Source organism: Methanohalophilus sp. WG1-DM, assembly GCF_004104135.1.
GTDB classification, from domain to species: domain Archaea; phylum Halobacteriota; class Methanosarcinia; order Methanosarcinales; family Methanosarcinaceae; genus Methanohalophilus; species Methanohalophilus euhalobius.
On sequence record NZ_RRBA01000001.1, the window covers coordinates 199,854 to 214,542 of the forward strand.

Consider the following 14,689-nt stretch of genomic DNA (forward strand, 5'->3'; position numbering starts at 1 on the left):
CGGTGACACTCTATACATTCGTAGTTTCGCTGCTTACATACTAGCTATACATAAAGGAGAAATCTAATTTTATTTTCTTGCCGGGATGGTGCCGAAAAAGCAATAAAAAACCCCGCACATTAGAAAAGACTTTTACTTAAGATCTACAGTGCTCCTACATTGTGGATATTGATTGCAAGACAAAAAAGGACCATACTTTCCGACTTTGTAACGCATTTTACCCTTGTTGCATTTTTCACAAGACATATTCATTGAACCAACTGCTTTTCCAATTATGGACCTAGGAATAATTTTTCTTTTAATACATTTTTTTGTTGAACAATTTGGGCAAACAAGAACCAAATCATCTTTTTCGTATTTTAATATAAGTTGTGATTGGCAACCACTGCATTCTTCAAAATGCATTTGATCCAAAACTTTTTTTTCAATATCTTTAATCAAAGAGGTTGGATTGGATATAGGGGATTGTTTTCCTCCTATTTTTGAATTGGGAAAAGGATGTTCATATTTCTGAATTATTTTTTTTATGTTAAAGTACTTTTTATATTCTTTAACCACATTTGCGGAGTGAATTCTAATCATGCTTTCTGATGAATCATTTTGAGATAGAATGTTTAAACTCCCATGATAAAAAACTTCATCATCGATGAATGCAATTTTTTCATGAAACTTTTCATATACCTCCAACTCATTTGAAGCAACTATTACAGATATCCCTATATCTTGTATGTCTTCAAGTAGATTTTCACAATCTTGATTACTAGAACTTTGATACTTTGGTTTTCTTGTAATTAAGTACACACTTACACCTTTGTCAACTAAAAGTCTAAATGTATCCATCAGTTTGCCCATTCTATTATGTGTAATGAATGGGCTAAAAATAATGACATAGTCTTGTGCTTTTTCCAAGTCCATCTTAAAAATACGATAGAAGTTGTTTTCATTCAAAAATACTGTATTTTCTTCACTAATCAACTTATTATTATTTTTTGAATCTCTTTGTTCATCGGAATCTTTATCAAAATATGATGGTAAAATATCTCTGGAATCAATGATTTTACCATGACGTTGGATGGTGTTAAGGGTGAATGAAATAGCATCATTTTCTTTGAAATTATTTTGAATGTACTGACTATTTCCTACAAAAATGAATTTGCCTTGAGTCCGAGAAATTGCTACATTAATTAAATTACCAGCATTGGAGTCGCCAAACGGTCCTTTTAGTAACTTACCTCTTTTATGTGGGGGACCATCAACAATATCAAATATTATGCATTCTCTCTCATTTCCTTGAAACTTATGGATTGTGCTAGCCATTATTTTTTTTCTAGGAATTTCTTCATCATCAAGAAATGTTTGTATCAGCTCTGCTTGAGCTCTATAAGGTGTGATAATTCCTACACTCTTGATACCATTTTTTAAAGCCATTTTTGCAAGAATGGTAGATAGAAATGCATTATATGGATTAACACGAGATCCCATTTTTGGAATTTTACACCATGGGTTCATAGTGGATGTGTCAACCAGTACAAGAGGGTGATTTTTGAATGGAGCTTTGGTTGTTATTTTTTTGATCCTTATTATGGCTTCATGATTTGTCTCCAATTCTCCTTTATACATGGGTTCATTAATCAGGTGGACAATATTCGGATGCATACGATATTGCTCTTTGAGCATCACTAGACGTTCATCTTTTTTTCCAGAATCTACACTATCTTCAATTCCAACATGTCTAAAAATATTTCTGCCTATCCACATTTTAGCAGAAGACCCCTCACTATTTACAATGGGTGGAAGTTGTCTGAAATCTCCAGTCAAAATATAATGTGTTTTATTCACAAGTGTAGATGCAAAAAAAAGGGTTGGTAAAGTGGCCATACTCGCTTCATCGAGCACCATGACATCAAACTTATCATTGAATATTTTGGGATCTAAATATGCTTTTGTAAGTGTGCAGCCAATTACAAGGGCATTATCTTTCACATCATCTTCTATTTTACTAATACTATTAGAAATATTATTGATTTCTTTTTTATACTCTTGTATTTCTATATTTCTATGTTTTTTTATTTCTTCGTCTATCTTTTCAAGAGACAATTTATTAGGATCTGGCATGTCAAGGGAACTAGCAACAACTTCTAAATTCCGTTTCATGTTCTTTATTGTGCCGATTTCAAAATCTCTGTTTCGTTTTAAAATCCAAAGATTCTCTTTTAGATTATTTTTTTCATCATTATTTGTAGTAATATTTTTATTAGATTGCTCTATTTCAGATATTATCTTTTCAGTTTTATTTTTTGAAAAAAATTTCTTAATTGCATTTGCATTTTCTATTTTCTTTAAATATTGCTTTTTTTATTGATTGTATCCTCAATTCTATCATTTGCATCATTTAATTCATGTATTGATCTCTGTAATTTTGAGATTTCATTTTCTGTTTGTAATCGATTGTTTTTTACTATTTCCAATTCTACCAATATATCGATTATGTTTTGATTCTGATATTTAGTTAAATCTGTTTCAAGAGATTTGATCTTTTTTTCAATTAATTGAATTTGCTTGTTCTTTTCTTCTGCTTTTTTCTGAACAATATTTTCTAAAATAAGTTTATCAAATTTTGGATTCTTTTTGGTAGGGGTTCCATACCTAATTATTTTCCCATCTTCAATGATTTCATCATCACTTAGACTCTCAGTATATTTTAATAAAATTTCATCGATTGCAAGATTAGTATGGGAAGTAAGCAGTACTTTTTTATTAGAATTTACCAACTGATCAAGGATTATACTTAATGACCATGTTTTTCCTGTACCTGGTGGCCCCCATATGAAAGTAACTTCTTTTGTGAGTGATTGTAAAATTGCTTTAGCTTGTTCTGAATTTGGTTGGTATTTATATTTATGTAGATTTAATGAAGAAATCGAATTGTCTATTTTTTCTGATTTTTCTGAAGAAAAAAGCTTCATACAACTTTCCTTATTAACTGCCACTTCTCCTGAGTTGATTTTGTTGAATTTATCTAGGAGTAATTCAGGTAATTTCGATCTGGAAGTTTTGATAGTAATTTCTGGAATTATATCTCCCATATTTTCTTCAAGAGAGATGTTTATTCCTTCGATATCTGTAGATACAATTTGCCCATTCAGGTGGCGATTGTCAATAAAAGTATCAATTGGAGTGTCGTCAGGTATGTTGGGAATTGAATCATTTAGAAATCTGTATACAAACTGTTTTGAACTTGAGAACAAGAGGTTGCCTTTATAATATTTTAAACCCCTGCCGCCTACATCTTTTTTTAACTCCTCTATTTCTTGCTTCAAAGCCTGCTGAAAAATAGATGTATATTCTCTAAAATTCTTTGGATATCCTTTATTTTCCACTTCACAAAATTGCATACTCATAGAACCTTATTTTGAAATTATGGGACAAACAACGTTTTTTGCAATATAAACGTAAGAAGTATCATACCTTCTAATATAAATATATTTACATGTTTCTACTCCTTTGAATTGAAGAAGATGGAAATTTCTAAGGGTACTTTGCATTACACGAAGCAGAATGCTAAAACTGATAAGCCATTTACTCTTAATACTCATGTTAAGGAAAGGTTGGAGATGTGGGAAGAATGATAATGACAGGTACAAAAGGAGATCCAAAAAATGAACGGAATTAACCTTAATGTCATACCATGTGAAACAAATTTAAAAACCAATATTAAGGACAATGGTAGTCCCTGTCCTGTTTGTAACGTTCCAGGTAGTTTTGTAAAAAATATTACTGTAAGACATATGATATGTGATGACCTGTTAGAAAATATAGGTGATTTTGACTATTATTTATGTATGAATGAAGATTGCAAGATTTCTTATTATAACAATGATTTCAGAGTTAAATTCGAAAAAAGTGATGTAAAAGTACCAATATGGTTTAAAAAAGGTGCAAACCCGAAATATGCCTGTTATTGTAGTAAAGTAACAGAAGAACAAGTTATAAACGCTGTGATTAATGATAATGCAACTAATATGAAAGAAGTTTTAGAAATCACAGGAGCAATGACTAATCCAAATTGTCAAATAAATAATCCGTCAGGTAAATGTTGCCATCACACAATACAGGGAATTATAGATAAAACATTAATTGATTAATATAATTTAAAATATTTCATTGGTGACATGTTTTCCACAGGAAGTAGAAAGGAGGATAAAGTAAATGAGCGGCGATGTAGTCCATTATGAACATAGCCATTTTGATTACGATTGGATAAATGACAGTATGTACATCTATCCTCAGGACCGCAAATACAAATCCTCATTAATGTTAGATGATATCATCCTTGACGTGGACGAAAATAACAAGTTTGTCGGCATTGAAATACTTGATGCATCCAGGAAATTCAATATCAGTAAATATGAGATGCGTGAACCTGTGGAACTGAATGTTAATTTTGAAGTAGAAGACGGTAAACTTACTCTCAACCTTAAAATGACTTTTGTAAAAAGGAATCATCCCGTTGCAAAGACTGTTTCCGTTACAGGTAACAACGAGATGAATTTATCGCCGGGGTCAACCACCCTGGCACTGGCATGATTTTTACTTACCTTTCAATGCTGGTGTTTCGATCAAAAAATATAGCACTTGAAAAACCCGAACTGCTGAATCCACCCGACCCAACTTTGCCTTTGATTTTTCTCACTTCACTTGAGATCTGTTTTGGAAGGAGTTTGAGGGTTTGAATTCCTCGCATCGTGTCGCTTTTTTTGGGATATGGCAGGTTGCATTATTTGTACGCACAGTATTAGGGTTTAATAATATTTTAAAAAAATTTGAACATAAGTAAATGCTTTATAATTTACAAATTATTGCTAAAACCAATTTTTTTGTATGCTTTTTAGTATAAATATATTAGAATTGTATTATATTCACGCAATGAATTCTCTCAATAATTTTGTACTATTAAATAACTCATCTGATATTGCAAATAATAAATGAGCAGATAATATTACAACAAAAAATCGAAACCAAAAATTCAAAAAAGGAATACATTAATAAAAGAATTAATATGTATAGATTGAATATGATTGAAAAGTTATAAATGTTAGGTTCTTAACTATGATTCATAATGCTTTAACATCCTTGTACAAATCTTTTAAATTTGCTGATGAAATATCAATTAGTGGTTCATACATAAAAGAATTAAAATGTATATTCTCTGGAGTCATAAGGTTCACTCCATCAATTACAGCCAAATTTTCATCATTTGGATTAATTTCTTTTAATTTTTTAATAAGTGTGGATGTTTGATTGCTAGTTATGTTATTGACAAATTGTTGATCATTGATTTTTTTTATTATATATTTCTCTGTCAAGAGTCGAATTGCAATTGCCAAAATTAATTTCGTTTCTAAATTAATGCTTTCATCAACAGGTAAACAAGCTTCAGCTTGATTAAGAATGATATCAATTACTTTATCATCTTGTATTGTGAAAGTATTATTGAAGATTTTGTTATAGATTTCTAAGATATCAGATGTACGGATTGATTCTGTATCAGCTTTATAATGTAATAAACTTGTTAGCTTTAAAAAATCGGAGTCGTCTACTCCTTTAGTATATTCAATAAGATTTCTTACGAAAGGAATTAACGATACAAATACTTTAGGATTTTCATGATATTGACGTTGCCACTTTTGAATAAATTTAGAGGGATTTAAAAACTCAGATGGTTTAAGTTCAACTTTAGTATTGTCAATTAAAACCATGTAAGTTGAATTTCTCGGTATTCCTAGTCTACTTTGAATCGTACGAAAGAAATCAAAGTTATGTGATAGAATAATTGCTAAAAAGTTATCATACTTTACTATATCATCAAGGTACTGGATTATCGCATATTTATTCTTATAATCGAATGAATCCGCTAAATCATCTATTACTAATAAACAATCATTTCCTTCAATTTTTCTTGCTTCTACCTCAAATATAATGTCAAGTATGTATAATGCTCTTTTTTCACCAGTACTTAAAGAACGAACTAGTTCAGATCTAGGAAGTCTCTTTTTATCTATTTGATCATTATATTCAAAATGAATTGTTGGTACCTCATCTTGTAAAATAACATCCTCTTGGTTTACCACTGATAGAGTATAAGGGACGCTGAATCTACTATTAAATATTTCGACAACACGTTTCCATTCAGTATTTTCTTTTTTTGCCTGTTCAATCATCTCTGCAATTGGTTTTTTACCCTCTTCATATAAATGTACAAGATTTGAAATTTCTTGACTAATTTGTTTGAAATAGGAAATCCATATCTTCTTTCTATACTCAGCTAAATTTTTCAACTCTGGTAATATACTTGGTTTATTTTCTAAAAATTCTCGGAATGCCTTTAGCTCTGCGTTTTTAGTTAATGCTTGATCAATTTCTTCAAACCGCTTTTGAAGCTCTTTATCTTTAAGGATTCGTGTAATTTCTTCATTCAGAATTTCTTCAAATTTCTTCGGATCATCTACTTCAATCGGATTGCCAGAATTATCCAACACGATTTTATGATTTGCTTCAAAATATTTATTTGATTTTAATTGCTTAGCAACATCAGTAGCATTAGTATGATTGAAAATTCCTTTTTTCAAGAAACCAGAAGATTCGATCAGTTCGTTATATTTTTTTATATATTCATCAATTTGTTCTTTCGATTTTTCATCATTTAGGAATGCTACTATTTTGGGATTATAATAACTTTTATATTTTCCTTCATCTATTAGCGGTTGTTCATCATTATTTATAATAGGTAATATTGTTGTATAACACTCCAGAATATCTGAGAAGCCAAATGTTTCACATATTTCTTCTTCGATTCCATTCCTCATTCCTGATATTTTTTGTAGTTTTTTCCTTACCTCAGCATTACTAGTGGTAATATCCTTACGAGTCTTTTCATATTTTGATCTTAGTTGCCTATTTGCCAATAATAAGGGCATTTTTTCTGAAGAATATTCTGATCTTTCTGATTCTATTACAAATATTGTTTTTGGATCAATTTCAGAGCCAGTTTCATCTGTAATTCGACATGTGGTTATTCTTTCTTCAAATATACCATCTTTTGGACTTATACCCCTGGAGGTGTCCAAAAATGTTTTTGCAAAAGATGTTTTCATAGTTCCATTTGGAGCATAAATTAGATTTGATTTTGACCCTTCGAATGAAAAGGTATGAGTAAGTTCACGAATACCATAACAATTTTCTAATTCAACGTTTAATTTTTCCATTTAAACCACTTCACTACAATCACCATGAAGGCGATTGTGAAATCTCAAAGTCAACAGAAAATATAATTTTCTTCATACTGTGCCTTATGTACTCACAGATGAAAGTATATATAACTTTCTCTTCACGGTGCATTTTTTTATTCTTAATAATGCCCAAAATTTCAATACAACGACTGTTATTACGATTCAGGTACCCAGTAGATGCACAAATATTCCATCCCGCAGTCACCTATACCCTTAAGTACCGAGGCCTGCAATAAACCTCCCCATATCGATTTCCTACCTTGTCCGTCAATACACTTCCTCGCCCCTTCCCACCAGTTACCAATAATATCCCTAAATTCATTTTTCATATCGAATCCATTCAATTCCCAATATAATATCACTTTAGTGAGAGTCCTGTGAAAGTATTATCTGTCACATAAACAACAAAATCCCCTCCCCAACCACCACATAGGAGTCCATTTCAAAAGTATGAATACAACCTCGTACAATAATTGTATGAGGGGAAATTTATGGAGTTTATAGAACTCCCTGATGAACAATGGAAATACATCAAACAGTTTTTACCTCCACAGCCAATAACTGGAAGAAAGAGGGCTGATGACCGTAAGGTCATCAATGGAGAACATGACAGAAACCACTTTGTTGAGGTCATGGAAAATATAAAGATCAAAACTGAAGGAAGACCCAAGAACCAGACCGTTAGAAGTACTTGCAGATTCTGCTTATGATGAGATAAACATCAGGAAATATCTGAGGCGCAGAGCGATAAAAAGTAACATCCCTATTAATATCAGGAATCGGAAATATCCTAAAAGAGGAAGACCTACAAGACTTGAATATGAGTCATATAGGAAAAGGAGACAATAGAACGAGTCTTTGCATGATTGAAAATGGGATTCAGGAAAATAGCAAGCATATATGAAAGACGAAATGTTGTTTTCAAAGGACTACTGGACATAGCATATTTTCTAATGTGCTGGAAAAAGTTTTAACAGGAGTTTTGAAATAGGTTCGGATTAAAATCATCAAATATATAATAAACAAATACATACTGAAGAGCAGTGATAATGTGAGCAATTTCCAGGAAAAAGCGAATTTCATTTGGAGTGTGGCGGACGAGGTTCTTCGGGACGACCTGAAGGCAGGGAAGTACAGGGACCTCATTTTACCCTTTACCGTAATCAGACGGATTGAATGTGTTCTTGAACCCACAAAGGAGAAGGTACTTGAGAGAAATAAAATACTAGAAGGGGAGGTCAAGGACAAGTACAGTGCCCTGTGTGATGTAGCAGACTGCCGATTCTACAATACTTCTCAGTATGATCTGAAAAAACTGCTTGATGATCCGAAGAATATAAAGAAAAATTTCCTGGCATACATGGATTCATTTTCGGATAATGTCAAAGAGATACTGTCCAAATTCAATATTGACAATTACATCGATTTCCTGGATGAGAACAACCTGCTCTACATGCTTGTCGAGAAGTTTGGGAATGTGGACCTGCATCCCGATGCTGTCAGCAATATGGAAATGGGATATATTTTCGAGGAGTTGCTGAGACGGTTCAATGAGAACATGAATGAGAACCCTGGGGAGCATTTCACCCCTCGAGAAGTGATAACCATGATGGTGCATCTGCTATTCCATCAGGATATGGATATCATCGGTCACAATCATCCTGTGCGGACGGTTTACGATCCTGCATGTGGTACTGGAGGGATGCTGACCGTATCCAGGGATTATGTACATGAGGAGATCAATCCCAATGTTGATATGCACCTGTACGGACAGGAGGTCAATCCCGAGACCTATGCGATTGCCAAGGCAGAACTGTTGCTCAAGGGTAATGGCAGGGATTCAGAGAATATTATGCTGGGGTCAACGTTATCCAATGACCAGCATGCTGACATGACCTTCCACTACCAGCTTTCCAATCCACCCTTTGGGAAGGACTGGAAGAAGGATAAAAAGGTTGTAGAGGCTGAAGCGAACAGGGGATTCAGTGGCAGGTTCGGTGCAGGCCTGCCCAGATCAAGTGACGGTCAGATGCTGTTTTTGATGCATATGATTTCAAAGATGCGTCCTCTTGAGGAAGGAGGAGGCAGAATGGGAATTGTCATGAATGGTTCGCCGCTGTTTACGGGAGATGCAGGTTCGGGTGAAAGTGAAATTCGACGCTGGATTCTGGAGAATGATATGCTGGAAGCGATCGTGGCATTACCTGACCAATTGTTCTACAATACTGGAATCAATACCTATGTCTGGATATGCACAAACCGTAAGGACGAAGTCAGGAAGGGCAAGGTCCAGCTGATCGACGGGACTTCCTGTTATGTTAATATGCGGAAAAGTCTGGGAGATAAGAGACATGAGATCTCTCAGGAGCAGATCGAGACCCTGACACGCCTGCATGCCAGGTTTGAGGAAAATGAGTATTCCCAGATCTTTGATAATACTGCGTTTGGTTATCGCAAGATCACAATTGAGCGACCCCTGCGTCTGAAATGCCAGGTTACCGAGGAACGTATCGAGGAGTTGAAGGAGCAGAAGGCTTTCCAGAGTCTTGCCACAAGCAAAAAACGCAAGGATACTGCAGAGAAGGAGAGGGAAGAGGCTGCAGGCAGGAAGTTGCAGGACTTAGTTATTGACGTGCTTGCAGGAATGGATCATGATAAGATATACATGAGCCGCGATGAGTTTCTCAAAGACCTCGAGTCATCTCTCAAGCGGGCAAAGGTGTCGATAAAAGCACCTGTAAGAAAGGCTATACTGTCAGTGATGTCCGAGCAGGATGAGAATGGCGAGATCTGCAGGGACAATAAAGGCAATATCGAGGCTGATACCCAGTTGAGGGATTATGAGAATGTACCGCTGGATGAGGACATCCAGGAGTATTTCGAGAGAGAAGTACAGCCCTACGTTCCTGATGCATGGATCAATGAATCCATGACCGATGAAAAGGACGGAGAGATTGGTAAGGTCGGATACACGATCAATTTTAACCAGTATTTCTATGAATACCAGCCCCCACGTCCCCTGCAGGAGATCGAGGACGACATCAACAAACTGGAAAACGAGATCCTGGAGATATTGGAAGTGATGAAGCAATGAGTTCATCCCATGTCAAATATATGGACTCTTCGGGGATGGAACCATACACCGAGTACAAGGATTCGGGAGTAGAGTGGATAGGGGAGATTCCAGAGCATTGGGATGTTACAAAGGCAAAACATCTCATAAAAATTAATAGTGGTTATCCATTTGATTCAACGAAATTTAATCCTGAAAAAGGAATACCCATAATAAGAATACGTGATTTATTAAAACAAAAAATACAAACCTATTATAATGGAGAAGATGTTGAAAGTGCTTATGTAGATGATGGATTCATTTTAATTGGGATGGATGGTGATTTTAATGTCGTTAAATGGGAAGGCGGGAGAGCTCTTTTAAACCAAAGAATTTGTAGCGTTAATGGAACAGAAGGAATTCATGATAATTACTTATATTATTTGATTTCCTTCCCATTGAAACTGATCAACGATCTCGCTTATTTCACAACGGTTAAGCACTTGTCTACAGGAGATATTGAAAATATCAATGTTACAACTCCACCCCTCCCAGAACAAAAATCAATATCCACCTTCCTCGACCGTGAAACATCCCGCATCGATGCCCTTGTGGAGAAGAAACAGCAATTCATCGAACTGCTGGAGGAGAGGCGTTCGGCACTGATCAGCCATGCGGTCACGAAGGGACTCGATCCAGATGTGCCGATGAAGGATTCGGGAGTTGAGTGGATTGGGGAGATTCCCGAGCACTGGGATTTTAAAAAACTCAGTTATATGGCATCCCTTAAAAGTGGGGAAAATATTACGTCAACTGAATTCGAAAAATATGGGGAATATCCAGTCTTTGGAGGTAATGGGTTAAGAGGCTATTTTTCAAAATATACGCATGAGGGTGAATATGTTATTATTGGTAGACAAGGGGCTTTGTGTGGAAACATCAACTATACTAAAGGTAAATGTTGGGTTTCTGAACATGCAATCGTCGTAAATCCAACAACCAAATTCGTAACATTTTGGATGGGAGAGTTACTAAAGGCAATGAATCTTAATAGATACTCAATTTCTGCTGCCCAACCAGGGATATCTGTAGAAAATATTAAAAAACTAAAAATTCCTGTGCCACCTCTCCAAGAACAACAAGCCATAGCCAATTACCTCGACAGAGAAACATCACAGATTGACAACTTAATCGAAAAAACGAAACAATCCATTGAATACCTGAAGGAATATCGTACTGCACTCATATCCAGTGCCGTCACGGGGAAGATTGACGTCAGGGGGACTGTAAGTGACTGATCCAGCCGAAGAAAAGTTCGAAACCGATATAGTGGAATCGCTTGTAAGGGACCAGAAGTATATCCAGCGTGCAAATCTGGACTATGATAAGGAACTCTGTCTGGATGCTGACATGCTCTTTGATTTCATCCGCTCCACCCAGTCCGAGGAATGGCAGAAATTAAAGGACAGGCATGGCGATGACAGGGTAAAGGACAAATTCCTGAACAGGCTGACCAGGGTCCTCCAGAAACAGGGTACTCTGGATGTGCTCAGGAAAGGGGTGAAGGACACGGGCTGTCATTTCGATCTGATATATTTCAAACCCGAAACTGCACTCAATGAAGCCCATCAGAAAAAGTACAGGAACAACAGGTTCTCCGTAATCCGTCAACTTCACTACAGCAGAAAAAATCCCAATAAATCTATAGACCTGTGTCTGTTCATCAACGGAATTCCCATTATAACTGCTGAACTCAAGAATACCCTGAACGGGCAGGATGTGGATAATGCGATCAAACAGTACAGGACCAACAGGGATCCAGCAGAACCCCTGCTGCAGTTTGGCAGGTGTTTCGGGCACTTCGCAGTCGATCCGCATCTGGTATACATGACCACCAAACTGCAGGATGAGTCTACGGTATTTCTACCTTTCAACAGGGGATATCAGTATGGTGCAGGCAACCCACCCATGTATGACGATTACGATACATCCTACCTCTGGCAGGAGATCTGGAGCAAGGATCTGTTGCTGGATATCATACAGAACTTCCTGCAGATAGTGGACAAAAGGGATGAACAAGGCAATGTATCCCGCCAGTTGATCTTCCCTCGCTATCACCAACTGGGTGCAGTCAATCTGCTTGTGGAAAATACCAGGATCAATGGTGTCGGTCGAAAATATCTCATCCAGCACAGTGCAGGAAGCGGGAAAAGCAATTCCATTGCCTGGCTGTGCAACAAACTTGCTGGATTACATGACGAAAACAATGAGAACATCTTCGATTCCATTATAGTGATAACCGACAGGCGGGTACTTGATGAACAACTGCGAAACACCATCATGGCACATGAGCAGGTCAGGGGAACGGTGGAAGCCATTGACAGGAACAAATCAAAAAGACTGGCTGAAGCCATCGAAGCAGGCAAAAAGATCATAATCGTAACCCTGCAGACATTCCCCTTTGCAATCGAACTGTTCCACAAGACCCCTGGTAAACGGTTTGCCGTGGTGATCGATGAAGCCCATTCCTCCCAGACAGGAAATACCGCCAGAGATGTCAGAAAGGTGCTGGTGACCGAGGACACCGTGGAGTATGAGGACGAGCAGGTCAGGGATGTGGAAGACACAATCAATGAAAAGATGGATGAGATCACCACCGATCTCAAGCTCCAGCCCAAAAACATCAGTTTCTATGCCTTCACCGCCACTCCCAAGAACAAGACCATGGAGATGTTTGGGGAAGAGCAGGCAGATGGTACCTTTGAACCCTTCCACCTGTACTCGATGAAGCAGGCAATCGAGGAAGGCTTCATCATGGATGTACTGCAGAACTACACCACATACACCACCTATTTTGAACTGATGAAAAGCATCGAGGACGATCCCAGGTACCAGAAGATGGCTGCCAAATCCCTCCTGAAAAACTATGTGGGCTCAAGTGAGTATGCTATCAGGCAGAAGACCGAACTTATGCTCAATCATTTTGCAACCAATACCATAAACAGGATCGGCGGTAAAGCAAAAGCCATGCTGGTGACAGGTTCCAGAGCCAATGCAGTCCGATACGAACTGGAATTCAAGAAGCAGATCGCAGAGAAGGGCTATCCCTTCGATGTACTGGTCGCATTCTCGGGAGTTGTGCAAGGAGAAGATGTGTACAAGAAATACACGGGCAAGGAATTCACCGAATCTGGAGAGAACGGTTTCCCCGATTCTCAGACTGCCGAGAAGTTCAATGAAGACGAATACAGGATAATGATCGTGGCCAACAAATTCCAGACGGGATTCGATCAACCCCTGCTGCACACCATGTATGTGGACAAGAAACTCGGTGGAGTGGATGCAGTACAGACACTGAGTCGCTTGAACCGTATCCATCCCGATAAATCAGATACGATGGTGCTGGACTTTGTCAACGAGGCAGAAAAGATCAAGGAATCTTTCGAAAAATATCATGTCAAAACCACTCTCACTGAAGCCACAGATCCCAACAAACTCTATGATTATGAGAATCAATTGCGGGACTTCGGTGTTTTTGATGATACAGATATCAACAACTTCGCTGCAGAGTACTTTTCTTCTAAAGGAAAACAGGCAAATCTCTATACAGCCCTGCACCAGCCAATCAGGAGATGGGGAAAACTTGAGGAAGATGAAAGGCGGGATTTCAAGAAGAAAATGACCGTTTTTGTACGCCAGTATGCCTTCCTGTCCCAGATAATATCCTTCTTTGATGACGAACTTGAGAAATTCTATCAGTTCTCCAGGTTCCTCATTAAAGAGTTGCATATAGAATATGACCGTCTGCCAAAGGAGGTCACCGACAAGGTCAAGATGAGTTCGTTCAGATTGCAGGAGACCAGCAATGGACAAATATATCTGTCAGATGACGAAGGAAACCTGGAACCTGTACCCGAGCCAGGAGCAATCATGAATCCAGAGGATGAGATGACACCGCTTTCGGAGATTGTGAAAGAGATCAATGAAGCCAGTGGTGCAGAGATGCTGACAGACGAGGACAAGGTTGCCCAGGTACTGGGAAACATGCAATCCAACATGATCGCAAACCAGCGGATGCGTCAGGCTTCATCTTCTGAAGTGAACGAAAAGAAGGATGTCAAACTTATATATAACGAGATTTTTGGAGAAGAATTGAACAAGTTGATCGATGTGAATTTTGAACTGTTCTCCAAGATCAAGAATGAGGAAGAATTTGCCGAGATTATCAAGGAGAAGTTATTCAACAACGTCTATCGGGCAATTACTGAAGAGGATACTGCCTGAATTCTGTAAATCTTGTTCACTTGAATTGTGCCATTTGAGCATGTATAAGAAATATTGTTGAAAT

General features: G+C 37.0%; 10 protein-coding genes. 6 read left to right on the plus strand and 4 right to left on the minus strand.

All coding sequences use genetic code 11. The annotated features are described in order from the left end of the window. Window positions 1-132: 132 nt before the first annotated feature. Complete coding sequence (locus CI957_RS01025) at window positions 133-2,154, minus strand: AAA domain-containing protein (RefSeq protein WP_128754035.1); 2,022 nt, start codon at window positions 2,152-2,154, stop codon at window positions 133-135. Window positions 2,155-2,339: 185 nt separating this feature from the next. Continuing rightward, window positions 2,340-3,380: an AAA domain-containing protein gene (locus CI957_RS01030; protein ID WP_164908988.1), complete on the minus strand. Its 1,041-nt coding sequence runs from the start codon at window positions 3,378-3,380 to the stop codon at window positions 2,340-2,342. Between the two features lie 279 nt (window positions 3,381-3,659). Here CI957_RS01030 and CI957_RS01040 point away from each other — a divergent pair, with 279 nt between their 5' ends. Beyond that, window positions 3,660-4,145: a Csac_0668 family 2Fe-2S cluster-binding (seleno)protein gene (locus tag CI957_RS01040; RefSeq protein ID WP_128754037.1), complete on the plus strand. Its 486-nt coding sequence runs from the start codon at window positions 3,660-3,662 to the stop codon at window positions 4,143-4,145. 64 nt (window positions 4,146-4,209) lie between these two features. Further along, window positions 4,210-4,587 carry a DUF2283 domain-containing protein gene (locus CI957_RS01045; RefSeq protein ID WP_128754038.1) on the plus strand — a complete coding sequence of 126 codons (378 nt, stop codon included), beginning with the start codon at window positions 4,210-4,212 and terminating at the stop codon, window positions 4,585-4,587. A 527-nt stretch (window positions 4,588-5,114) separates the two neighbouring features. Here the strand turns inward: CI957_RS01045 and CI957_RS01050 are convergent. Together CI957_RS01050 and CI957_RS10725 are read right to left on the minus strand one after the other, a co-directional pair. Further along, window positions 5,115-7,265 (minus strand): hypothetical protein, encoded by a 2,151-nt coding sequence (locus CI957_RS01050; protein ID WP_096711447.1) that lies wholly within the window; start codon window positions 7,263-7,265, stop codon window positions 5,115-5,117. Window positions 7,266-7,444: 179 nt separating this feature from the next. Continuing rightward, window positions 7,445-7,618, minus strand: coding sequence for a hypothetical protein (locus tag CI957_RS10725; protein WP_165868951.1), 174 nt, complete (start codon window positions 7,616-7,618; stop codon window positions 7,445-7,447). Window positions 7,619-7,780: 162 nt separating this feature from the next. Between CI957_RS10725 and CI957_RS01055 the strand changes: the two genes are divergently transcribed. The 4 genes from CI957_RS01055 to CI957_RS01070 all read left to right on the plus strand — a co-directional run bounded on the left by CI957_RS01055 (window position 7,781) and on the right by CI957_RS01070 (window position 14,625). Then, a complete protein-coding gene (locus tag CI957_RS01055) occupies window positions 7,781-7,999 on the plus strand; it encodes a transposase (RefSeq protein WP_096711446.1) in 219 nt (72 codons plus the stop codon). 341 nt (window positions 8,000-8,340) lie between these two features. Continuing rightward, the gene (locus CI957_RS01060; RefSeq protein ID WP_128754039.1) at window positions 8,341-10,383 is read left to right on the plus strand and encodes a class I SAM-dependent DNA methyltransferase; all 2,043 of its coding nucleotides are present in this window, start codon (window positions 8,341-8,343) and stop codon (window positions 10,381-10,383) included. Further along, on the plus strand, window positions 10,380-11,639 hold the full coding sequence (locus tag CI957_RS01065; protein WP_128754040.1) for a restriction endonuclease subunit S: 1,260 nt from the start codon (window positions 10,380-10,382) through the stop codon (window positions 11,637-11,639). Before CI957_RS01060 ends, CI957_RS01065 begins: the two co-directional genes overlap by 4 nt. Next, on the plus strand, window positions 11,632-14,625 hold the full coding sequence (locus tag CI957_RS01070; RefSeq protein ID WP_128754041.1) for a type I restriction endonuclease subunit R: 2,994 nt from the start codon (window positions 11,632-11,634) through the stop codon (window positions 14,623-14,625). The genes CI957_RS01065 and CI957_RS01070 overlap by 8 nt, the downstream gene beginning before the upstream one ends. Window positions 14,626-14,689 lie beyond the last annotated feature (64 nt).

What these genes read in the sequence shown, in the direction of transcription:
- CI957_RS01025 (WP_128754035.1), bottom strand. Translation starts at nt 2,154, where the DNA reads ATGAAACGGAATTTAGAAGTTGTTGCTAGTTCCCTTGACATGCCAGAT.
- CI957_RS01040 (WP_128754037.1), top strand. Translation starts at nt 3,660, where the DNA reads ATGAACGGAATTAACCTTAATGTCATACCATGTGAAACAAATTTAAAA.
- CI957_RS01045 (WP_128754038.1), top strand. Translation starts at nt 4,210, where the DNA reads ATGAGCGGCGATGTAGTCCATTATGAACATAGCCATTTTGATTACGAT.
- CI957_RS01050 (WP_096711447.1), bottom strand. Translation starts at nt 7,265, where the DNA reads ATGGAAAAATTAAACGTTGAATTAGAAAATTGTTATGGTATTCGTGAA.
- CI957_RS10725 (WP_165868951.1), bottom strand. Translation starts at nt 7,618, where the DNA reads ATGAAAAATGAATTTAGGGATATTATTGGTAACTGGTGGGAAGGGGCG.
- CI957_RS01055 (WP_096711446.1), top strand. Translation starts at nt 7,781, where the DNA reads ATGGAGTTTATAGAACTCCCTGATGAACAATGGAAATACATCAAACAG.
- CI957_RS01065 (WP_128754040.1), top strand. Translation starts at nt 10,380, where the DNA reads ATGAGTTCATCCCATGTCAAATATATGGACTCTTCGGGGATGGAACCA.